This is a genomic window from Rhodanobacter sp. FDAARGOS 1247, from assembly GCF_016889805.1.
Taxonomy (GTDB): Bacteria; Pseudomonadota; Gammaproteobacteria; order Xanthomonadales; family Rhodanobacteraceae; genus Rhodanobacter.
In genome coordinates, this window is record NZ_CP069535.1 from 2,195,563 (window position 1) to 2,217,605 (window position 22,043).

The 22,043-nt window shown below is 67.9% G+C and carries 22 protein-coding genes; 5 read left to right on the forward strand and 17 right to left on the reverse strand.

The window, feature by feature from the left end:
• Positions 1-44 precede the first annotated feature (44 nt).
• The gene (locus I6J77_RS09970; protein ID WP_204108862.1) at positions 45-1,415 is read right to left on the reverse strand and encodes a formimidoylglutamate deiminase; all 1,371 of its coding nucleotides are present in this window, start codon (positions 1,413-1,415) and stop codon (positions 45-47) included.
• A gap of 85 nt (positions 1,416-1,500) precedes the next feature.
• Between I6J77_RS09970 and I6J77_RS09975 the strand changes: the two genes are divergently transcribed.
• The 3 genes from I6J77_RS09975 (at position 1,501) to hutI (ending at position 6,029) form a co-directional block, all read left to right on the forward strand.
• Complete coding sequence (locus I6J77_RS09975) at positions 1,501-3,060, forward strand: bifunctional GNAT family N-acetyltransferase/carbon-nitrogen hydrolase family protein (protein ID WP_204108863.1); 1,560 nt, start codon at positions 1,501-1,503, stop codon at positions 3,058-3,060.
• Positions 3,061-3,260: 200 nt separating this feature from the next.
• Positions 3,261-4,754, forward strand: a complete 1,494-nt coding sequence (locus I6J77_RS09980; RefSeq protein ID WP_204108864.1) for a chloride channel protein — start codon at positions 3,261-3,263, stop codon at positions 4,752-4,754.
• Positions 4,755-4,799: 45 nt separating this feature from the next.
• Entirely contained in the window at positions 4,800-6,029 is a 1,230-nt protein-coding gene (gene hutI / locus I6J77_RS09985) for an imidazolonepropionase (protein ID WP_056718301.1), read from the forward strand.
• On the opposite strand, the gene lpxK is transcribed toward hutI, so the two are convergent.
• The 14 genes from lpxK to I6J77_RS17935 all read right to left on the reverse strand — a co-directional run bounded on the left by lpxK (position 6,015) and on the right by I6J77_RS17935 (position 19,110).
• Positions 6,015-7,001, reverse strand: coding sequence for a tetraacyldisaccharide 4'-kinase (lpxK, locus tag I6J77_RS09990; protein WP_204108865.1), 987 nt, complete (start codon positions 6,999-7,001; stop codon positions 6,015-6,017). The genes hutI and lpxK overlap by 15 nt on opposite strands.
• 9 nt (positions 7,002-7,010) lie before the next feature.
• Positions 7,011-8,795 carry a lipid A export permease/ATP-binding protein MsbA gene (gene msbA, locus I6J77_RS09995; RefSeq protein WP_204108866.1) on the reverse strand — a complete coding sequence of 595 codons (1,785 nt, stop codon included), beginning with the start codon at positions 8,793-8,795 and terminating at the stop codon, positions 7,011-7,013.
• Complete coding sequence (locus I6J77_RS10000) at positions 8,792-9,223, reverse strand: biopolymer transporter ExbD (protein WP_007808031.1); 432 nt, start codon at positions 9,221-9,223, stop codon at positions 8,792-8,794. Before I6J77_RS10000 ends, msbA begins: the two co-directional genes overlap by 4 nt.
• Positions 9,224-9,233: 10 nt before the next feature.
• Positions 9,234-9,899: a MotA/TolQ/ExbB proton channel family protein gene (locus I6J77_RS10005; protein ID WP_007808032.1), complete on the reverse strand. Its 666-nt coding sequence runs from the start codon at positions 9,897-9,899 to the stop codon at positions 9,234-9,236.
• Positions 9,900-9,997: 98 nt separating this feature from the next.
• A complete protein-coding gene (locus I6J77_RS10010) occupies positions 9,998-12,298 on the reverse strand; it encodes a DNA internalization-related competence protein ComEC/Rec2 (protein WP_204108867.1) in 2,301 nt (766 codons plus the stop codon).
• 92 nt (positions 12,299-12,390) lie between these two features.
• Complete coding sequence (lolD, locus tag I6J77_RS10015; RefSeq protein WP_056718297.1) at positions 12,391-13,089, reverse strand: lipoprotein-releasing ABC transporter ATP-binding protein LolD; 699 nt, start codon at positions 13,087-13,089, stop codon at positions 12,391-12,393.
• 7 nt (positions 13,090-13,096) lie between these two features.
• On the reverse strand, positions 13,097-14,338 hold the full coding sequence (locus I6J77_RS10020) for a lipoprotein-releasing ABC transporter permease subunit (protein WP_204108868.1): 1,242 nt from the start codon (positions 14,336-14,338) through the stop codon (positions 13,097-13,099).
• Positions 14,339-14,436: 98 nt separating this feature from the next.
• Positions 14,437-14,874: a protein YgfX gene (locus I6J77_RS10025; protein WP_204108869.1), complete on the reverse strand. Its 438-nt coding sequence runs from the start codon at positions 14,872-14,874 to the stop codon at positions 14,437-14,439.
• Complete coding sequence (locus tag I6J77_RS10030) at positions 14,846-15,094, reverse strand: succinate dehydrogenase assembly factor 2 (protein ID WP_056718294.1); 249 nt, start codon at positions 15,092-15,094, stop codon at positions 14,846-14,848. The genes I6J77_RS10025 and I6J77_RS10030 overlap by 29 nt, the downstream gene beginning before the upstream one ends.
• Positions 15,095-15,196: 102 nt before the next feature.
• Positions 15,197-15,979, reverse strand: a complete 783-nt coding sequence (locus I6J77_RS10035) for a succinate dehydrogenase iron-sulfur subunit (RefSeq protein ID WP_007808046.1) — start codon at positions 15,977-15,979, stop codon at positions 15,197-15,199.
• 96 nt (positions 15,980-16,075) lie between these two features.
• Entirely contained in the window at positions 16,076-17,863 is a 1,788-nt protein-coding gene (gene sdhA, locus I6J77_RS10040) for a succinate dehydrogenase flavoprotein subunit (protein WP_056718292.1), read from the reverse strand.
• A 19-nt stretch (positions 17,864-17,882) separates the two neighbouring features.
• Entirely contained in the window at positions 17,883-18,287 is a 405-nt protein-coding gene (sdhD, locus tag I6J77_RS10045) for a succinate dehydrogenase, hydrophobic membrane anchor protein (protein ID WP_040673274.1), read from the reverse strand.
• Positions 18,284-18,679, reverse strand: coding sequence for a succinate dehydrogenase, cytochrome b556 subunit (gene sdhC / locus I6J77_RS10050; RefSeq protein ID WP_204108870.1), 396 nt, complete (start codon positions 18,677-18,679; stop codon positions 18,284-18,286). Before sdhC ends, sdhD begins: the two co-directional genes overlap by 4 nt.
• Before the next feature lie 86 nt (positions 18,680-18,765).
• Positions 18,766-19,110 (reverse strand): DUF1674 domain-containing protein, encoded by a 345-nt coding sequence (locus tag I6J77_RS17935; protein ID WP_369334529.1) that lies wholly within the window; start codon positions 19,108-19,110, stop codon positions 18,766-18,768.
• Between I6J77_RS17935 and I6J77_RS10060 the strand changes: the two genes are divergently transcribed.
• Together I6J77_RS10060 and I6J77_RS10065 are read left to right on the forward strand one after the other, a co-directional pair.
• On the forward strand, positions 19,053-19,865 hold the full coding sequence (locus I6J77_RS10060; RefSeq protein ID WP_204108871.1) for a folate-binding protein YgfZ: 813 nt from the start codon (positions 19,053-19,055) through the stop codon (positions 19,863-19,865). The two genes, I6J77_RS17935 and I6J77_RS10060, sit on opposite strands and share 58 nt — an antisense overlap.
• 473 nt (positions 19,866-20,338) lie before the next feature.
• On the forward strand, positions 20,339-20,773 hold the full coding sequence (locus tag I6J77_RS10065; protein ID WP_056718289.1) for a cell wall hydrolase: 435 nt from the start codon (positions 20,339-20,341) through the stop codon (positions 20,771-20,773).
• 117 nt (positions 20,774-20,890) lie between these two features.
• Here the strand turns inward: I6J77_RS10065 and I6J77_RS10070 are convergent, their stop codons facing one another.
• Both I6J77_RS10070 and I6J77_RS10075 read right to left on the reverse strand, forming a co-directional pair.
• Entirely contained in the window at positions 20,891-21,388 is a 498-nt protein-coding gene (locus I6J77_RS10070; protein WP_056718288.1) for a glycine zipper 2TM domain-containing protein, read from the reverse strand.
• A 35-nt stretch (positions 21,389-21,423) separates the two neighbouring features.
• The gene (locus I6J77_RS10075) at positions 21,424-22,011 is read right to left on the reverse strand and encodes a glycine zipper 2TM domain-containing protein (protein ID WP_204108872.1); all 588 of its coding nucleotides are present in this window, start codon (positions 22,009-22,011) and stop codon (positions 21,424-21,426) included.
• Between the last annotated feature and the right edge of the window lie 32 nt (positions 22,012-22,043).

A 22,043-nucleotide genomic window follows, 5' to 3' on the forward strand; every position in this document is an offset into this window, starting at 1 on the left:
GGGCGAGCAGTCGATGGCCGGCGTTCATCTTCCGCCGTGCTGCCTCAACGCGCCGCCAGCGCGCCCACCGCGGCGCGGTAACGTGCCGCGATGGCGGCCTCGTCGCGATGCCTGAAGTCGCGCACCTGCCAGCGGCCGCCGACCATCACGTCGCGCACCAGCGGCGTGTTGCCGGAGAACAGGAAGCTGTCGATCAGCGAACGCGTGTCGCGGGCGGCCAGCAGCGGCGAGGCGTCATCCAGCACGATCAGGTCGGCGCGGGCCCCGGCGCGCAGTTCGCCGACCGGCGCGCCGCTGGCCCGGGCACCGCCGACGAGGGCGGCCCGCCACAAGGTCTCGCCCACGCTGTCGCCCTGCCGGCGCGCCGCGATGTTGCGGTGGCGGGTGGCCAGGCGCTGGCCGTATTCCAGCCAGCGCAGCTCTTCCACCGGCGAGATCGAGATGTGCGAATCCGAACCGACGCCGAGCGTGCCGCCGGCGTCGAGGAAGTCGGCCAGCGGAAACAGGCCGTCGCCCAGGTTCGCCTCGGTGGTGGGACACAGGCCGGCGACGGCGCCGCTGTGCGCCAGCTGCACGGCTTCCGCCTCGGTCAGGTGGGTGGCGTGCACCAGGCACCAGCGTTCGTCGACGTCGGCATGTTCGAACAGCCACTCGACCGGACGGGCGCCGCGGGTGGCCAGGCAATCCTGCACTTCGCCGATCTGCTCGGCGATGTGGATGTGGATCGGACCGGTGCGGGCCAGCGGGCTGGCCAGCACCTCGGCGAGCGCCTGTTCCGGCACCGCGCGCAGCGAGTGCAGCGCGATGCCGACGCGCACCGCGTCGCCTTCATGCGCACGCAGGCTTTCCAGCAGGCGCAGATAGCCGTCCACCGAATGGCCGAAGCGGCGCTGCCGCGCGGTGAGCGCCCGGCCGTCGAAACCGCCGCTCATGTACAGCACCGGCAGCAGGGTCAGCCCGATGCCGGCCTCGCGCGCCGCCTCGATCAACGCCAGCGACATCGCCTCGGGCTGCGCGTACGGCGTGCCGTCCGGCTGGTGGTGCAGGTAGTGAAATTCGCAGACCCGGGTGTAGCCGGATTTCAGCATCTCGACGTAGAGCTGGCTGGCGATCGCCTTCAGCTGCTCCGGCGTGATCGCCGCGGCGAACGCGTACATCGTCTCGCGCCAGCTCCAGAAGCTGTCGTCGGCCTTGCTGCGACGTTCGGCCAGGCCGGCCATCGCCCGCTGGAACGCGTGCGAATGCAGGTTCGGCATGCCCGGCAACGCCCACGAGCCGATCGGGGCCTGCGGCCCGGCCGGTGCGTCGAGCAGCGCGCCGTCGGGCGACAGCCCGAACCGGCCATCAGCCAGCCAGCCGTCGCCACGCCAAAGCTGGCCGGCTTCGAAACCCGAGGGATTCGCCCACTCGCTCATCACGCTTGCTCCGCACCGAATGGTGCAGTGTAACCGGCGCCCCGCTCCGTCTTCACCCGAGCGCAAACCGACCGTGCACAGACCCATGAGCAAGAAAACCAGCGAAAACACCCCGAAACTGCTGTTGCGCCAGGCCCGGCTGGACGACGTGCCGCAACTGGCCGAGTTGACCGCGCGCATCTACACCGCCGAGTGGGGCCACTCGCCGGAGATGCTGCGCTCCCAGCAGACGCACTTTCCCGAAGGCCAGTTCGTGGTCGAGTACGAAGGCAAGGTGGTCGGCTACTGCGCCACCTTCCGCATCGACGAGGAAACCGCGCTGGCCCCGCATACCTGGTCGCAGATCACCGGCGGCGGCATGGGTTCGCGCCACAAGCCCGACGGCAACTGGCTGTACGGCATGGAAGTGGTGGTGCACCCGGACTATCGCGGCATGCGCATCGGCCAGCGGCTGTACCACGCGCGCAAGCGCCTGTGCACCGACCTGAAGCTGCGCGGCATCGTGTTCGGCGGGCGCATCCCCGGACTGGCCAGGAACCTCCAGCGCTACGGCAGCGCCGAGGCGTATGTGCAGGCGGTGGCGGAAGGCAAGCGCCGCGACCTCACCCTGAGCTTCCAGCTCAACAACGATTTCGAGGTGATCGGCCTGCTGCGGGCGTACGTACCGTCGGACCACGATTCGCTGGGCTATGCGGTGCACCTGGTTTGGCGCAACCCGCGCCTGCTAGACCAGCCGGACATGCCGCCGATCCCCTCGCCCCGGCGCCTGCCCGATTCGGTGCGGGTGGCTTCGGTGCAGTACCAGCAGCGCAGGATCACCTCGTTCGAGGAGTTCGCCACCCAGGTCGAATACTTCACCGACATTGCCGCCGACTACAACGCGGACTTCGTCACCTTCCCCGAGCTGATCACCCTGCAGCTGCTGTCGATCGAGAACACCGAGCTGTCGCCATTCGAGTCGATCCGCAAGCTGAGCCAGTACACGCCCCAGGTGAAGGAGCTGTTCAGCCGTCTGGCCGTCCATTACAACATCAACATCATCGCCGGCACGCACCCCACCGAACAGGCCAACGGCGACATCCACAACGTCTGCTACGTGTGCCTGCGCGACGGTTCGCTGCACGAGCGCGAGAAGCTGCATCCCACGCCCAGCGAGCGCAACGTGTGGAACATCTCCGGCGGCGACAGCGCCGCGACGATCCTCACCGACTGCGGCCCGATCGGCGTGATGATCTGCTACGACTCCGAATTCCCCGAGGTGGCCCGCCACCTGACCGACCAGGGCGCGCTGATCCTGTTCGTGCCGTTCTGCACCGACGTGCGCGAAGGTTACCTGCGCGTGCGCTACTGCTCGCAGGCGCGGGCGATCGAGAATCAGTGTTACGTGGTGCTGTCCGGCAACGTGGGCAACCTGCCCGGCGTCAACAACTTCGACATCCAGTATGGCCAGAGCTGCATTCTCACGCCCAGCGACTTCCCGTTCGCCCGCGACGGCATCGCAGCCGACTCCACGCCGAACATCGAGACCGTGCTGTTCGCCGACCTGCGCCTGGAAAGCCTGGCCCGCGCCCGCAATGCCGGCGCGGTGACCAACCTCAAGGACCGGCGCTTCGACCTGTACGAGACGCGCTGGCGCCCGCGCTGAGAGAACAGAGCGAGAGCAGGAGCGCACCCCCATCCGCCCTGCGGGCACCTTCCCCCGTTTTACGGGGGAAGCAAGCATGCCGCGTCGAGGCTCGTCGCTTCCTTCCCCCGCCTGCGGGGGAAGGTGCCCGCAGGGCGGATGGGGGGCGGTGCGACAGGCTCAAACCCATCGCCAGCCACCGCTCTGCGATAATCGCGATCATGTCCGAGCCTTCCAAACCCGTTTCAACCTCATCGAACCCGCGCCTGCGGGCGCTGCTCGGCCACGAGTTCTTCGCGCCGCATCACTGGAAACGCCGGCTGGTTCTGTGGTTCGGCGCGGTGCTGGTGGCGCTGGCGGCGATCCTGTTTGCCAAGGCCAGCGTGTGGTCGTACCAGCTGTTCCTGCGCATCCTCGACCACGGCGTCTGGATTCCGCTGATCCTCACCCCGATCGTGTTCGCCCTGCTCGCCCGGGTCACCGAGGGCAGCTTCCGCGCGACGCGGGGCAGCGGCATTCCCCAGGTGATCGGCACGTTGCACATCGAGGATGAAGGCTTTCGCGCGCGGATGCTGGCGCTGCCGATCGCCGCGGGCAAGATGGCGCTGACCCTGATCGCGCTGGCCGTGGGCGCGTCGATCGGCCGCGAGGGACCGACCGTGCACGTGGGTGCGGGCCTGTTCTACTCGCTGGGCCGGCGCTTCGGCTTCAATGATCCCAAGGCCGCTTCGCGCTTCATCCTGGCCGGTGGCGCGGCCGGCATCGCGGCGGCGTTCAACACGCCGCTGGCCGGCGTGGTGTTCGCGATCGAGGAGCTGGCCGGCACCTTCGAGCACCGCTTCAGCGGCCTGCTGCTGACCGCGGTGATCATCGGCGGCGTGGTCTCGCTGGGCATCATGGGCAACTACTCGTACTTCGGCGAGGTCGAGGCCAGCCTGCCACTGGGCCACGCCTGGCTGGCGGTGCTGCTGACCGGGGTGATCTGCGGCCTGCTGGGCGGCCTGTTCGCGCGCCTGATCCTGCTGAGCCAGCGCGGCCCGCTGGCCCGGGTCGGTCGCCTGCGCGCGCGCTGGCCGGTGGCGTTCGCGGCAGGCTGCGGGCTCACCCTCGCCGTGCTCGGCGTATGCACCCACAACAGCATCTACGGCACCGGCTACGACCAGGCGCGGGCGATCGTGCAGGGCGCCGCGAACATGCCCGACCAGGGCTTCGGCATCGCCAAGCTGCTGGCCAACGTGGTCTCGTACTGGGCCGGCATTCCCGGCGGCATCTTCTCGCCGGCGCTGGCGGTCGGCGCGGGCCTGGGCCAGAACATCGCGCACCTGTTGCCCGGCGTGCCCGCCGCCGCGGTGGTGCTGCTGGGCATGAGCGCCTACCTGGCCGGCGTTACCGGCGCGCCGCTGACCTCGGCGGTGATCGCGATGGAGCTGACCGACAACCAGGACATGGTGATCCCGATCATGGCCGCCTGCCTGCTGGCCCGCGCCGCCGCCTCGCTGTTCTGCCCCACGCCGGTCTACCGCGATTTCGCCGAGCGCATGGTGCAGGACTTCGAGCGGCAGCAGGCCAGCCAGCGCCAAAGCCAGGACGTGGTCTACGAGCTGGCCGACGATTCGCTCGACGAGACCGGCGACGCCGCGCCGGCCGCGGTGCGCACCACCGCGTTCGACGAGCCGGCCACGCCGGCCGACCCGCCGCCGCCTGCGCAACCCTGATTCCTCCGCCCTGCCCCTCCTGACCTTCGCCGGAACCCGATCGACATGAGCCATCCTCGCTGGGACACCTTGCTGATCAACGCAACGCTGGCCACGTTCGCGGGTGAGGCGCCGTACGGGCTGATCGAACACGGGGCGATCGCGATGCATCACGGCCGCATCGCCTGGCTCGGCCGGATGGACGAACTGCCCGGCGAACCCGCCACGCTGGCCGACACGCTCCGTTCGCTGGATGGCGCGCTGGTCACGCCGGGACTGATCGACTGCCATACCCATCTGGTCTTCGGCGGCGATCGCGCCCACGAGTTCGACCTGCGCCTCAACGGCGCCAGCTACGAGGAGATCGCCCGTGCCGGCGGCGGCATCGCCTCCAGCGTCACCGCCACCCGCGCCGCCAGCGAGGAACAGCTGCTGGCGCAATCGCTGCCGCGCGCCCGCGCCTTGCTGGCCGATGGCGTGACCACGCTGGAGATCAAGTCCGGCTACGGGCTGGATCTGGACAGCGAGCGACGCATGCTGCGCGTGGCGCGCCGGATCGGGCGCGAACTGGGCATCGGCGTGCGCACCAGCTTCCTGGGCCTGCACGCGCTGCCGCCGGAGTACAAGGATCGACGCGACGATTACGTGGCCCTGGCCTGCGACGAGATGCTGCCCGCGCTGGCCGCCGAGGGCCTGGTCGACGCGGTGGACGCGTTCTGCGAAGGCATCGGCTTCAGCCGCGAGGAAACCCGCCGAGTGTTCGAACGGGCGAAGCAGCTCGGCCTGCCGGTGAAGCTGCACGCCGAACAGCTTTCCGACCTGGACGGCGCCGCCCTGGTCGCCGAGTATGGCGGCCTGTCGGCCGATCACCTGGAACACCTCGGCGACAACGGCATCCGCGCGATGGCCGCGGCCGGCACCGTGGCGGTGCTGCTGCCGGGTGCGTTCTACGCGCTGCGCGAAACGAAACTGCCGCCGATCGAGCGGCTGCGCGAGCACGCCGTGCCGATCGCGATCGCCACCGACTGCAACCCCGGCACCTCGCCGCTGCTGTCGCTGCGTCTGGCCGCCGGCATGGCCTGTACGCTGTTCCGCCTGACGCCGGAAGAGGCGTTGCGAGGCGTCACGGTGCATGCGGCGCGTGCGCTGGGCCTGCACGATCGGGGCACGCTGGCGGTCGGCCAGCGCGCCGACCTGGCGGTATGGCAGGCGAAGCAGCCGGCGGAACTGTGCTACTGGATCGGCGGGCAGCTGCTGCGCGGGCTGTGGATCGGCGGCGAATCAGTGCCGGCGTAACGCCGCCTCGACGCGGGCGGTCAGCGCGTCGAAGAACGCCAGCGGCAACTGCGCCCGCACCGGCACCCGGAACCAGTCCGGGCGGGCGAAGCCGGCGCACTTCACCGCGTCCTTGTCGGTCATCAGCAGCGGCAGCTGGTCACCGAAGGCGAGATCGCCCGGGACAAACGCATGGTGGTCGGCAAACGCATGTCCGATCACCTCGATGCCCGCGTCGCGCAAGCTGTCGAAGAATCGCTGCGGGTTGCCGATCGCGGCGACGGCATGCACGCGCTGGCCACGGAAGGCCGCCAGCGGCTGCCGCCGCCCGTCGGCCAGGGCGACGACGTCGCCGCCGTGCAACTGCATCGGATATTCGCCGGGCTCGGCGGTGCCGCCATTGCATACGCGCAGGTCGACACGCTGCAGGCGGCTGACCGGCTCGCGCAAGGGACCGGCGGGCAGCAGGCGGCGATTGCCGAAACGGCGCACGCCGTCGATCACGCAGATCTCCACGTCGCGCGCCAGCCGGTAGTGCTGCAAGCCGTCATCGGCGAGCACCACGTCGCAGCCGGCATCCAGCAGCAACTGCGCCGCGGCGGGACGATCGCGCCCGACCGCCACCGGCACGCCGCTGGCGTGGATCAGGCAGGGTTCGTCGCCGACCCGGGCCGGGTCGGGCGCAGCGCCGAGCAGCAGCGGTTCGCGCTGGGTTCCGCCATGGCCGCGGCTGACCACGCCGGGACGATGGCCGCGCTCGCGCAGGGCTTCGACCACGGCGATCGTCAACGGCGTCTTGCCGGTGCCGCCCACGCTGAGGTTGCCGATCACCACCACCGGCGCGGCCAGTCGCACGCTGCGCAGCACGCCGCGCCGGAACAGCAGGCCGCGGGTGCGGGTGACGGCGCCGTACAGCAGCGCCAGCGGCGCCGTCCACCACGGCGACGGGGCGCCGCGATACCAGGCTGATTCGAGCGTGTCGATCAGCGCCACGGCCGCTCCTCAGTCGCCGGCCTGGTCGGCCGCATGGTCATGGAACTGCATGCGATGCAGCGCGGCGTACTGGCCGTCCAGCGCGATCAGCTCGGCATGCCTGCCCCGCTCGATGATGCGGCCCTGATCCATCACCGCGATCTGGTCGGCGCCTTCGACGGTGGACAGGCGGTGGGCGATCACCAGCGTGGTGCGGTCGCGCATCAGCCGCTGCAGGGCCTGCTGGATCAGCTGCTCGGATTCGGTGTCGAGCGCGCTGGTGGCTTCGTCCAGCACCAGGATCGGCGCGTTCTTGAGGATGGCGCGGGCGATCGCGATGCGCTGGCGCTGGCCGCCGGACAGCGTGTTGCCGCTCTGTCCGATGCGGGTGTGGATGCCGTCCGGCAGGCGCGCGATGAACTCCATCGCGTTGGCCGCCTCGGCCGCCGCGACGATGTCGGCCTCGCTGGCGCCGGCCAGTTCGCCGTAGGCGATGTTGTTGGCCACGGTGTCGTCGAACAGCACCACGCTCTGGCCGACCCAGGCGATCTGCCGGCGCAGCGAGGGCAGCGTGTATTCCTGGTAGTCCGCGTCATCGAGCACGATGCGCCCCGCACCCGGCTCGTAGAAGCGCGGCAGCAGGCTGACCAGGCTGCTCTTGCCGCTGCCCGAACGGCCGACCAAGGCAGTGACCGTGCCCGGCGCGCAGGCCAGGTCGACGCCACGCAAGGCTTCGTAATCGCTGTTCGGATAGGTCAGCCGCACGCCCTCGAAACTCAGGTCGCCGCGGGTGCGCGCCAGCGCGCGCGTGCCGTGGTCGACTTCGGGCGGCAGGTCCATGACCTCGAACAGGTCCTCCGCCGCCGACAGGCCGCGCTGGATGTTTGCCTGCACCTGGGTCAGCCGCTTCAGCGAGGGCATCATCGCGCCCATCGCGGTCAGCACCGCAATGAACACGCCCGAGGAGATGTGATCGATCACGCCCGGCCGGGTACCCAGAAAGACCAGTGCCGCCAGCGCGAACGCCGCGACGGTCTGGATCGCCGTGCTGGACATCGCGCTGGTCGCGGCAATCTTCAGGTTCAAACGGCGGGCCTGGTGGGTGACCTGGTCGAAGCGCGCGGCCTCGTGCTGCTGGCCACCGTAGATGCGCACTTCACGATGCGCACCAACCGATTCCTCCACCGTGCCGGTCACCGAACCCATCATGCCCTGGATGCGCCGGCTGATCAGCCGGTAGCGCCGGCTGACCACGGTGGCGATCAGCACGATCGGCGGAATCATCACCAGCAGGGTCAGCGTGAGGTAGGCGCTGTTGTGCAGCATCACGTAGAACATGCCGATCACGGTGACGCCTTCGGTCACCGCCACCTTCACCGCATCGGTCGAGGCCGAGGCCACCTGTTCGCTGGTGTAGGTGATGCGCGAGATCTGCTGGCCCGACGGTTCGCGGCCGAAGAAGGTCGCCGGCAGGCGCAGGTAGGAAGCGAACACGTCGTGCTGCATCGCCTGCACGATGTTGCGTCCGATGTAGGCAATGCCGTAATTGCTGACGAAGGTGCCCAGGCCACGGATGCCGAAGATCGCGATGATCCAGATCGGCATCCAGAAGATCAGGTACGGGTCCTTGTTGAGGAACAGGTCGTCGAACATCGGCCTGAGCAGGTTGGTGAACATCGCCAACCCGCCACCGTCCACCGCCATGCCGAGGATCGCCACCAGGCCCACCGCCCAGTAGCGCCGGGTGTAACCGAGCAGCCGCGCGTAGACGCGCCGGCTGTCGGCATCCCACACCCCGCCCTTGCGCTTGCTCACTGCGCCGCGCCCGGCTTGGTCGGCGTGGTGGCGATCGACAGCCGGGTGAAGCCGAGCTGGCCCAGCGCGTCCATCGCGGTGACCACGTTCTGGTTCGGCGTCATCGCATCGGCGCGGATCGTCACCGGGCGGTCGCGGTCGTCACCGGCGTTGCGCGCGATGGTCTGTTTCAGCGCCTCGATGCCCTCGCCCATCACCTCGTCGCTGCCCACGAAGAAACGGCCGTCGCGGTCGATCATGATGGTCAGCACCTGGGTGTTCAGGTCGCGATCCTGGGCGCTGGCCTGCGGCAGGGTCACCTGCATACGCGAGTGCTGGATGAAGGTGCTGGTGAGCACGAAGAACATCAGCAGGGTCAGCAGCACGTCGATCAACGGAATCACGTTGATCTCGAAGTCGTCGCCCCGGCGGTCGTTGCTGATACGCATCGGTGTGCGCTCAGCCTGCGCCTGGCGCGGTCGGCGCCGGCGTCCGGCGCGGTCGTGCCGCCGCGCTGGCCGCAGCCGTGGCGGCCGCCGGCGACAGGGTCAGCTCGTCCAGCAGGGCGGTGGCCTGCTTTTCCATCTCCACGCAGTAACCGGCCACGCGCGAACGGAAGTAGCGATGCAGCACATAGGCGGGAATCGCCACGGTCAGGCCCGACGCTGTACAGATCAGCGCCTCGCCGATGCCGCCGGCCATCTTCGCCGGATCGCCGATGCCGCCGGCCATCACCTCCATGAACATGCGGATCAGGCCGATCACCGTGCCGAACAGGCCCAGCAGCGGGCCGATCAGGGCGATCGTGCCCAGCGTGTTGAGGTAGCGCTCCATCCGGTGGATGACGTGCCGGCCGGTGTCCTCGATGCGTTCCTTGATGATCTCGCGCGGCTGCCGGCGCACGGTCAGCGCGGCGGCCAGCAATTCGCCCAGCGGCGAGCCGCTGGCCAGCGTGTCCAGGTGCTTGGGATCGAGTTGACCCGAGCGTGCCCACTGGCGCACTTCGTCGCCCAGGCCGGGCGGCAACACGGATTGCCGGCGCAGCGTCCAGCAACGTTCCAGCACGATCGCCAGGGCGATCGCCGAACAGATCAGGATGGGCACCATCGCCCAGCCGCCAGCCATCAGAATTTCCAGCACTTTTCGACCCCAACATGCGAGCTGACAGGAAGCGCGCATGATAGCAGTCTGGCCCGGCCGTACTGCGGCGGGTGTGGCATTCCTCACTCGCGCCAGTAACGCGGCTGCCGCTGGCGCCAGCCCGCTTCGCGCCGTGGCGGGGCATCGACCGGGAAATCCAGCGCGATGGCGCCCTGCACCGCGGTATTGAACACCGGCGCCCCGGCTGCCGCGTAGCGCGCCAGCACTTCGGGCTTCGGATGACCGAAGCGGTTGCGCCAGCCGGCCGACACGATCGCCACCGACGGCTGCACCGCGGCGATGAAGCCCGCTCCGGACGAGGTCTTGCTGCCATGGTGGGGCACCAGCAGCACGACGGGCGGCCCCGCTCCGAGACTCGCCGCCACCGAGGGCTCCACCGCGGAACTGATGTCGCCGCTGAGCAGCAACCGGCCGGAACGGTTCTCCACCAGCAGCACGCAGGAACTGTCGTTGTCGCGGTCAGCCGCACCCGCCGGCGGATTCAGCACGCGGAAGCGCACGCCATCCCAGGTCCACGCCTGGCCGGCCACGCATTGGCGCATCGGCAGGTGCATCCGCGCCGGTTCGCCTGCGTAGCGCGGCGCATCCGGAAACGCCTCGGCAACGACCCGGGCGCCGCCGGCGTGATCGTTGTCGCCGTGGCTGATCATCAGCAGGTCGAGCCGGCCCACGCCCAGCGCATGCAACGCGGGGAGCACCACCGCTTCGCCGAGGTCGAAGCCCGACGGATAGCGGGCGCCGGCGTCGTAGACCAGCACGTGGTCGTGCGTGCGCAGCAACACCGACAGGCCCTGCCCCACGTCGAGCACCCATGCCTGGAACGCGCCTTCCGGCGGCGTGGACAGCGGTGGCCGCAGCAAGGGCAGGAACAGCAGCAGGCCCAGCCAGCGCAGCGGTATCCCCCGCGGCATGAACAGCCACAGCGCGCCCAGCACCGCGAGCAGCAGCGCCCAGGGCTGTACGGTGGGCAGATACCAGTGCGCACCCGGCCAGGTCGCCATCTGCTCCAGCAGCCACCATTGCGCGTGGGCCATCCGCGCGGCCAGCCACAACACCGGTCCGGCCAGCGGCGGGCACAGGCCCAGCATCAGCATGCCGCCCAGCGCGCAAGGCACGATCACGAAGCTGACCAGCGGCACCGCGATCAGGTTCGACAAGGCGCCGACCAGCGAAGCCTGGCCGAAGAACCACATCGTCAGCGGCAGCAGGGCCACCGTCATCACCAGCTGCCCGGCGGTCAGCTCGTGCAGGAACGCGCGCAGGCCGCGCCCGCGCGATTGCAGGCACAGCATCAGGAAGCCCACGCCGATGAAGGACAGCCAGAATCCCGCCGCGAGCACCGCCAGCGGGTCGAACAGCAGGATCGCGATCATCGCCAGCGCCAGCGACTGGGCGCCGCCGCTGCCACGCCGGCTGCAACGCGCCAGCGTCACCACGGCGATCATCAGCAGGGTGCGCACCGTCGGCAGGCCGAAGCCGGCCAACGCGCTGTACATCGTCGCCACCAGCAAGGCCGCGGCCGCCTGGGCTTGCGGCCGCGGCAGGCGCAGACCCAGCCCCGGCCACAACGCATACGACAGCCACGCCAGCCACACGCCGAACACCGCGGCCACGCCGACATGGAAACCGGAAATCGCGATCAGGTGCGAGACCCCGTTGGCGCGCGCCACCGCCCAGTCCTGCGGCTGCAGGCCGCGGGTGTCGCCCACGGTGAATGCCTGCAGCAAGGCGGCATCGTGGTGGTCGCCGACCCGCGCGGCGATGCCGCGGGCGACCGCATCGCGGATCGCGTTGACACACCAGCGTCGCCCGCCGAGCGAGCGGTTGTCCGGGTCGTCCCGCACGTAGCCGGTGGCGACGATGCCGCGCTCCAGCGCGGAACGTTCGCTGTCGGCCGCACCCGGGTCCAGCAGGCCGCGGGGCCGCTTCAGTCGCAGCAGCAGATGCCAGCGCGAACATGGCTGCAGCGGTGGTGCATCCTGGTACCACGACACGCTGATCCGCCCATGCAGCGCGACGGGCTTTCCATCGACGCTGGCCTGCTCCACGCGCAGGCTGAAACGACTGGCATCGGGATGGCTCAGCGGCAGATCGGCGATGCTGCCGACCACGGCCAGGTCGACTCCTTCCAGTGCGCGCGGCAGCCTTGCATCCATCGCCGCCGCACCATGCCATGCCGCCCACGCCGCGCCGAACAGCAGGCAGGCCAGCCAGCGCCAGCGTGGCCAGCGCCAGGCGAGCAGGACGATCAGGGGCACCAGACACGGCAGCCACGCGCGCGGCGGCAGTCGCGGCAACCATTGCACCAGCAGGACCCCGAGCAGCAGGGCCAGCGCCGCGGTGATCGCCGTCAGTCGCCCCATGCCGCGCGCCCCGTTCCATCCTGGAAGAAGCCGAGACTAGCGCGGCGGAAGCGGCGGCGCAGATGAAATGCGTGTAGGTTTTCGCCGGGACGTCAGTCCCGTGGAGCTTCCTGCAGCCTGCCGTTGTGCAGCACCAGGGTGCGATCCATCTTCGCGGCCAGATGCGGATCGTGGGTGACCAGCACGAAGCTGGTGCCGATCTCCCGATTGAGCTCCAGCATCAATTCGTAAACCTGCGCCGCATTGGCCTCGTCGAGGTTGCCGGTGGGCTCGTCGCCCAGCACGCAGGCCGGCCGGGTCACCAGCGCCCGGGCCACGGCGCAGCGCTGGCGCTCGCCGCCGGACAACTCGGACGGCTTGTGATGCGTGCGTCCGCCGAGGCCGACCCGCTCCAGCAGCACCATCGCCTGCTTTTCCGCTTCGGCGATCGCGGTGCCGCGGATCAGCAGCGGCATGCATACGTTTTCCAGCGCGGTGAACTCGGGCAGCAAGTGGTGGAACTGGTAGATGAAACCCAGCGAGCGGTTGCGCACGCGGCCGCGCTCGGCGTCGGACAGTTTCGACAACACGCGGCCGTCCACTTCCACCTCGCCGGCGGTCAGCGTGTCGAGCCCGCCGATGATGTGCAGCAGCGTGCTCTTGCCCGAGCCGGACGCGCCGACGATCGCCATGGTCTGCCCGCGCTTCAGGCTGAAGCTGACGTCGCTCAGCACGTCGGTGCGCAGGCCGCCTTCGGCATAGGTCTTGGCCACGCCGGTGGCACGCAGCACGTTTTCGGTCTTCTCGGTCATGACGGTCTTATTCATAGCGCAGCGCCTGCGCCGGCTGCGTGCGCGAGGCGCGCCACGCGGGATAGAGGGTGGCCAGCAGCGAGAACGCGAAGGTCAGCAGCGCGGTCCAGCCCACGTCGTGCCAGTCGAGCCGGCTCGGCACCTCGCTGATGTAGTAGACGTCCGGCGACAGGAAGGTCACGTGGAAGGTGTGCTCGATCCACTTGATGATGCCGGGCAGCTTCCACGACAGCAGCGAACCGAAGCCCACGCCGAAGCCGATGCCCACGAAACCCACCAGCACGCCCTGCACCATGAACATGCCCATGATGCTGCGCGGGGTGGCGCCCAGCGTGCGCAGGATCGCGATGTCGGCCTGCTTGTCGGTGACCAGCATCATCAGCATCGAGATCAGGTTGATCACCGCCACCAGGATGATCAGCGACAGGATGATGAACATCACCATCTTTTCCATCGACAGCGCGGCGAACAGGTTCGCGTTGGTATCCATCCAGGTCTGCACTCGGTAGACCTGGCCCAACTGGTTGGCCAGTTCGGTGGCCACCGGACGCGCATTGAACAAGTCGTCCAGGCGCAGGCGGATGCCGGTCGGGCCGCTCAGTTCGCCGAGCTTCTCCGCATCGCTCATGTTGATCAGCGCCAGGCCGGAGTCGAACTGCTCCATGCCGACCTCGAACGTGCCGACCACGTGGAACGCGCGCATGCGCGGCATGCTGCCCATCGGCGTGGCGCGCAACTGGTTCACCGCCATGGTCACCCGATCTCCCACGCCCACGCCCAGCGTCATCGCCAGTTCGCGTCCCAACACGATGTTCCAACTGCCTGGAGTCAGCTCACTGAGCTTGCCTTCGAGCATGTGCTTGTCGATGTCGACGACCTTCGGCTCCTGCGCCGGCTCGATGCCGCGCACCAGCGCCGGGCCGGAACGGCGGGCCAGCAGCATCGCCTCGGTCTCCACGTATGGGGCCGCGCCCAGCACATGCGGGTTGGCCTCGGCGATCTGCAGCGCGCGCGGCCATTCCTGCACGCTCTCGCCCACGCCGGAAACCGTGGCGTGCGAGATCGCGCCGAGGATGCGCGAGCGCATCTGGTAGTCGAAGCCGTTCATCACCGACATCACCGTGATCAGCGCGATCACGCTGATCGCGATGCACACGATCGACACGGTGGAGATGAAGGAGATGAACTGGTTGCGCCGCTTGGCGCGGGTGTAGCGCAGGCCGATGAAAAGTTCGAGCGGTCGGAACATGGGCGGGTCGCTTGTGGGGAGTCGCAGGGCGGGCCGCCCGGTCGTCCATTATCAGGTATTCGCTCGGACCCTGCCGCGCGCCGGAAGTTGCGGTTCAGTCACAGGCGGGGCAAGGCGTAGGCAGCCTGGATCGTGGCCAGCCGCATGCGCAGCCGGCGACGGGTGTCCGCGTCGCTGTTGTCCGTGGCGATCAGCAGCATCTGCGTCCCGTGCCCGTCGGTGCGCAGGCGCAGCAGGATCATTTCGCCGAGCACCCGGAACGAACTCAGCGTGGCCGGCACGTCTTCGTGATCGTGCAGGCGCAAGGTCCATGCCTGGTCGGCACTCCAGCCCGCCGCCGCCACGGGACCGCTGGCCAGGCGTCGCAGCACGAGAGCCGTCGACAGCAACACGATCGCCGCCAGCAGCAGCTTCGACCACCACGGAATCATGCACAGCAGCGCGGCCAGCAGCGCGGCCCCGGCGACCAGGATCAGCGCCGCCCGCAGCAGCCGCGAAGGTCGGTATTCAAAGCCGATGGCGGGCGCGGATGTCATCGATGATCGCCTGCCAGTCCGCGCGCTCGGGGCGGGCATGGCCCATCACCCAGTCCCACAGGTCGGGGTCCTGCACGTCGAGCAGCTGGTCGAACGCCTGCCGCTGCGCTTCGTCCGCGCCGGCGAAGCACTCGTCCAGCCAGCCGCCGAACAGCGCGTCCAGCTCGCGCGTGCCGCGGCGGGCGCGCCAGCGCAGGCGCTTGATGCGGGCTTCATCCATCACGGGGCTCGGTCGTATCCATGAATGCGCAGTGTAACCGTTGCGCTGGAACGCGACAGGCCGCACGCGGCGGCCTGTCGTCGTGAATGACGCGCGGCGCGATCAGGCTGAACGCCGCTCCACCATCAGCTTCTTGATCTCGGCAATCGCCTTGGCCGGGTTGAGACCCTTGGGGCACGTCCGCGTGCAGTTCATGATGGTGTGGCAGCGGTACAGCTTGAACGGGTCTTCAAGGTCGTCCAGGCGCTCGCCGGTGGCTTCGTCACGACTGTCGACGATCCAGCGGTACGCCTGCAGCAGGATCGCCGGGCCAAGGTACTTGTCGCCGTTCCACCAGTAGCTCGGGCAGCTGGTCGAGCAGCAGGCGCACAGGATGCATTCGTACAGGCCGTCGAGCTTCTTGCGCTCTTCCGGCGACTGCAGGCGCTCGCGATCCGGCGCCGGGCTCTGCGTGCGCAGCCACGGCTTGATCGAGGCGAACTGGGCGTAGAAGTGGGTCAGGTCCGGGATCAGGTCCTTCACCACCGGCATGTGCGGCAGCGGGTAGATCTTCACGTCGCCCGCATCGCATTCGCCGATCGCCTTGGTGCAGGCCAGCGTGTTGGTGCCGTCGATGTTCATCGCGCACGAACCGCAGATGCCTTCGCGACAGGAGCGACGCAAGGTCAGCGTGGGATCGATCTCGTTCTTGATCTTCAGCAGCGCGTCCAGAACCATCGGACCGCAGGCGGCCAGGTCGACCTCGTAGGTATCGATGCGCGGGTTCTGCCCGTCATCCGGCGACCAGCGATAGATGCGGAAAGTGCGCGGCTTCTTCGCATCCTTGGCCGGGTAATGCTTGCCCGGCTGGATCTTCGAATTCTTCGGTAGCGAAAACTCTGCCATGTGCTGAACCCTTCGACTTTCTGCAGGAGGGCTTGCGCCCCGACCGTACAACCAATGATGTCCATGCCACGAGGCGGCCGCAGCCGCCTGGCGGCATCAGTAAACGCGTTTCGCCGGCGGCACGGCCTTGACCTCGTCGGTCATCGGATTCATGTGCACGGGGCGGGAATCGAACCGCGGCTTGCCGGTCTCGTCGACCCACGCCAGGGTGTGCTTCATCCAGTTGACGTCGTCGCGCTCGGGGAAGTCCTCGCGCGCATGGCCACCGCGGCTTTCCTCGCGCTGGGCGGCGCCGTACATCGTGGCGACCGCCTGATCCAGCAGGTTGGCCAGCTCCAGCGTCTCGATCAGGTCGGAGTTCCACACCAGCGAACGATCGCTGACGCGCACGTCCTTGAACGAGTCGCGCACGGCGGAGATCTTTTCGCAGCCTTCCTTCAGCGTCTTGCCGGTGCGGAACACCGCCGCGTCGCTCTGCATGGTGCGCTGCATCTCCAGCCGGATCTGCGCGGTCGGCTTGCTGCCGTTCGCGTTGCGCAGGCCGTCGAAACGCTCCAGCGCCTTGTCCAGCACGTTGGCCGGAAGATCCTTGTGCGCGGTTTCCGGCTTGATCAGCTCGGCGCAGCGATGCGCCACGGCGCGACCGAACACCACCAGGTCGAGCAGCGAATTGGAGCCCAGCCGGTTCGCGCCATGCACCGACACGCAGGCCGCTTCGCCGATCGCGAACAGGCCCGGCACCACCGCGTCGACATCGTCGCCGCGCTTCTGCACGACTTCGCCGTGATAGTTGGTCGGGATGCCGCCCATGTTGTAGTGCACGGTCGGGATGACCGGGATCGGCTCCTTGGTCACGTCCACACCGGCGAAGATGCGCGCCGATTCGGCAATGCCCGGCAGCCGCTCGTGGATGACCTCGGGGCCGAGGTGCATCAGGTTGATGAAGATGTGGTCCTTGTGCTCGCCGACACCGCGACCTTCGCGGATCTCCAGCGTCATCGCGCGGCTGACCACGTCGCGCGAGGCGAGGTCCTTCGCGCTGGGCGCATAGCGCTCCATGAAGCGCTCGCCCTCGGAGTTGGTGAGGTAACCGCCTTCGCCGCGCACGCCTTCGGTGATCAGGCAGCCTGCGCCGTAGATGCCGGTGGGATGGAACTGCACGAACTCCATGTCCTGCAGGGCGAGGCCCGCGCGCAGCACCATGCCGCCGCCGTCGCCGGTGCAGGTATGGGCCGAGGTGGCGCTGAAGTAGGCGCGACCGTAACCGCCGGTGGCCATCACCACGGCATGGCCGCGGAAGAAATGCAGGGTGCCCTCGTTCATGTCGAGCGCGAGCACGCCACGGCAGACGCCTTCCGCGTCGAAGATCAGGTCGATCGCGAAGTATTCGATGAAGAACGTGGCGTCATGCGCCAGCGCCTGCTGGTACAGCGTGTGCAGGATCGCGTGGCCGGTGCGGTCGGCCGCGGCGCAGGTGCGCTGCGCGGTGCCCTTGCCGTAATGCGTGGTCATGCCGCCGAACGGGCGCTGGTAGATCTTGCCCTCGTCGGTGCGCGAGAACGGCACGCCGTAGTGTTCCAGCTCGATGATCGAGGGGATCGCCTCGCGGCACATGTACTCGATCGCGTCCTGGTCACCGAGCCAGTCGGAACCCTTGACGGTGTCGTAGAAATGGAAGCGCCAGTCGTCCTCGCCCATGTTGCCCAGCGCGGCGGAGATGCCGCCCTGCGCCGCCACGGTGTGCGAGCGGGTCGGGAAGACCTTGGTGATGCAGGCGGCCTTGAGCCCCTTCTCGGCCAGGCCGAAGGTGGCGCGCAGACCCGCGCCGCCGGCGCCGACCACGATCACGTCATACAGGTGCTGCTGGATCTTGTAGCTTTCCATGAAACCTTTTCCTCGCGTCTTATGGGGTCAGCGCAATGCGCAGCACGGCCAGCACGCCAGCCAGCGCGCCCAGCACCGCGAGGAACCTGATCGCCACCATCAGGACCACTTCCTTCCAGCGGGTATGCACGTAATCCTCGATCACCACCTGCAGACCGAGCACGGCATGCCAGAACATGGTGAGCACGAAAGCGATCAGCAGCAGTGCATTCCACGGCTTGGCCACGGTGGCGCGGGCGGTGGCGTAATCGGCGTGCAGCAGGCACAGCACGGTGACCACGAACCAAAGGCCCAGCAGCACCAGCGCCACCGCGGTCACCCGCTGGGTCCACCAGTGCTCCACGCCGGACTGGGCGGAACCCAGGCCGCGAGCCGTCTTCAACGGGTTGCGCCGATCCTTCACGGCGACATCCTTCGCACTCATGCCGCACCCCCGGCCATCAACACGTACGCCCACACCACAACCGTCAGCACGATGCTGCCGATGACCGACAGCCAGCTGGAACGCACGAACTGGGGAATCGAATAACCCAGGCCGGCATCCTGCAGCAGGTGCCGGATGCCGTTGCAAAGATGATAGAAAAGCGACCAGCTCCAGCCCAGCATCAGGATCATGCCGACCGGACTGCCCAGCACACCCTTGAAGTGGTTGAAGCTTTCCTCACCAGTGGCCAGGTGCATCAGGCCGCAGACGACGAGCAGGCTGCCGACGGCCAGCGCGATGCCGGTGGCGCGGTGCGTGATGGAGGTCATCATCTGCACCTGCTTCTTGTAGATCTGCAGGTGCGGTGAGAGCGGTCGTTGCGTATCTGCCATGGCGGCTATCCTGTGTGGAATCGCTGATGTCCATGCCGCCTCTGTCCTGCCCCTTGCACGACGGCGACGAGCGCCGGCGCGAACGTTCAGAAGTCGATGCAGCGTCCGTTCTTTTCCCAGTCACCATAACGCGTGGGATCGGGAACCGCGCGCTCCGTGGAATCCTTTTCCGATGGCTTGCCCGCAGGCACGGCAGTCGTTTCCGCAGGAACGGAAGCAGGATGGGATTCGGCGGGAGTCGTGGTATTGGACATGGTTTTTGTAAGCCGCCAAAGGTTAATACTTGCGGCAGTGCAGTACAACCATGCAGGCTCGTGCCATGGCGTCCGCGCCCTTGTGTCTGCCGCCCTCCGTCCCCAACTCCGCCATTCCCATGAACCTGCCCCTGCCCGCCGAAACATTGCTGCTCGAAGGTGCCGACGCGCCCGCATTCGCGCACGCCCAGTTCAGCAGCGCCGTGAAATCGCTGGCGGTCGATCGGTGGCAATTCAGCGCCTGGCTCGATCCACGGGGACGCGTACTGGCGCTCTTTCACCTGGCGCGTCTCGCCGATGATCGCTACCTGCTGCTGTTGCGTGGCGGCAGCGCCGCGGTGATGGCCGAGGCGCTGCGCCGTTTCGTGTTCCGTTCGAAAGTGCGCATCACCGCATTGCCACCGCGACATCTCGCCAGCGGACCTGCGCTGGCGCAGGGATCGCTGGTGACCGAACCGGCCGGCGATGACGACGGCGATGTTTCGTTCGGTTGCGGCTCGCACAGTCTGCGCATCACCAGCGTCGGCGATGACGCCTGGCGATTGCCGCAATTGCGCGACGGCTGGCCGTGGTTGCCGGAATCGTGCCTGGGCGAACTGTTGCCGCCGGCAATCTCGCTGCAACGCCTGCAGGCCGTGGTGGTCGACAAGGGTTGCTATCCCGGCCAGGAGATCGTGGCGCGCCTGCATTTTCGTGGCGGCCACAAGCGACACCTGCATCGCGTCACATTGTCGCAAGCTGCAAATGCGGGCGACGTGCTGCGAAAGGAAGAGCGCGACATCGGGCGCGTGCTTGACGTGATTGCAAACGACAGGAAGTTCGAGGCACTCGCGATATTGAATGACGAACTTGTCGCCGAAGCGAACGACGGGAACACGCTGATCCTCGACGACGATGTCGCAATGACCCTGCTTTCGTCGTGGCCGTCGTGAACACAATAGTTCGTGATAACAACGAGATTCGCGATGGCACTTGTCAACCCATCGTGAGTGCCGGTTAAACTTCGGCACCCCGGCACTTGCCAGCGGCGATTTCCGCCACTAGGCTCCGCCGATCGAATATCGCGGCACCCGTAACACGGGGTGTCGATTGACGCGACGAACCGGATGAATTCCGAATCGGCGCGACCCGGCAGCCACATCGCCGGATGGAACAACGCCTCGCAGCCAACGAGTGCGTACAAGTCGCAGGCAATACGGCCCATAGCGCCGCGCAACGCCCGACCGAAACCAGTCCCCCGAACGGCCTGACCGTCGTTCGACCGCCACAATCCCGTGGCAAAGCGCCATGGCCACAAGTTTCGGCCATGACGACAGATCCAGGTGGAACGGCCTGCCCGCCCGTCCACCGCAACGGCACGTGAAGCTGCTTCTGCTTCGCGCGTACAGCACGCTGGAGGCAGAACATGAAACTTTCCATGCTGTTGTGGCTGACCACGTTGATGCCACAACCCGTCGCCGATCAGGCCTGTCTGGCCACCACGGTGTATCTCGAAGCACGCAGCGAGCCGATCAATGGCCAGCTGGCGGTCGCCGAAGTGGCACTGCGCCGTCGCGATCGCGGTCGCTGGGGCGACACCGTCTGCAAGGTGGTGACGGCACCGCACCAGTTCGCGACGACGACCACGCCGGGCTCGTTCGAGATCACCAACCTCGAAGCGTTCAACAAGGCATGGCAGATCGCCGGCATGTCGCTGCACAACTGGCAACTGCCCGTGGCAGAACGTCGCATGGTGGTTCCGCGCGCCGATCACTTCGCCACCACCGCCATCTCGCCCGCGTGGTCGCACAATCGCCCCAGCGTGACGATCGGCGAACACGCCTTCTACGCGGTGAATTGAACCGCAAATACATTTGCGGTCATCTATAGATGCACCAATCGACAAAAAAAGGCCCTCTTTCGAGGGCCTTTTTATTTGGACGTCCAGACGTCCAAATATCAAACTACGAGAACTGCATCAGCGCGCGTAGACGTGGTCGCCACGCACCTCGACATAGTCGCCATTGCGAACGCCGGGGTTCTCGCGCTGGGTGACCGTGGCGTACTGGCCATTGTCCAGTCGAACCACGACGCGCCAGGCGACATCGCTGCCGCTGTTGCGCTTGCCTACCTGGTTGCCGACCACGCCACCGGCGACCGCGCCGGCAACGGTGGCGGCCTTGCGACCGTCACCCTTGCCCACCTGGTTGCCCAGCACGCCACCGGCAACCGCGCCGATGATCGCTCCCAGCGTGCCGCCGTTGCCGCTGCTGCCATCCGTATAGACCTGCTGCACTTCCTGCACCACGCCGCAAGACTGGCAACGGACGTTGCGGTTGCCGTAGCTGCCTTGCTGCGACTGGTAGCCGCCGTTATAGCCGCCGTTGTTGCCGTAGGGCGTCGTGGCGCAGCCGGCCAGGGCCAGCCCGCCGGTCATTGCCGCAACGAGTGCCAACTTGCTGGTGAGTGCATTCATGGGTCAGTTCCTTGTTCCGGGGAGGGAGAGGGGTTTCAGTGGGCGTCCGACACGGCGGTGACACCTTCCTGCACCTGCACGCGGTCGCCCGGATCGTGATCCATGCGCACGGTACGGGTCACGCCGTTGTACTCGTAGCGCACGTCGTAGCCGACGACCTTGGTGGTGCTGTTGTTCACGGTCTCGCACTTACGCTCGACCGTCGAGGTCACCTGCCCATGCTGCTTGCTGGCCTGGATGCGGTTGCCGGCATAACCGCCACCGACGGCACCGGCCACGGTTGCCAGGGTCTTGCCCTTGCCGCCGCCCACCTGGTTGCCGACCAGCCCGCCCACCACCGCGCCGATCGCGGTGCCGGCAATGCGGTGCTCATCCTTCGGGGGAGCGGTGTGCGTTACGGTTTCGTCGTGACAGACCTGCTTGGGGTTGTTCACCGTGGAGCGCACCGGATCGACGCTGACGACCTTGGCATACTTCACGGCGGCGCCGCCGGCATCCGTGCTGCCGGCGTCGGCCGTACCGTTGGAGACGCCCGCGTCAGCGTTGCGATTGCAGGCGGAAATGCCGGTCGCCAGTACCGCTGCGATCGCGATATTGAGCACGTTGATCGTCAATCTGTTCATAACAACCTCTCCTCTGTTTTGTTTGTGGCTGG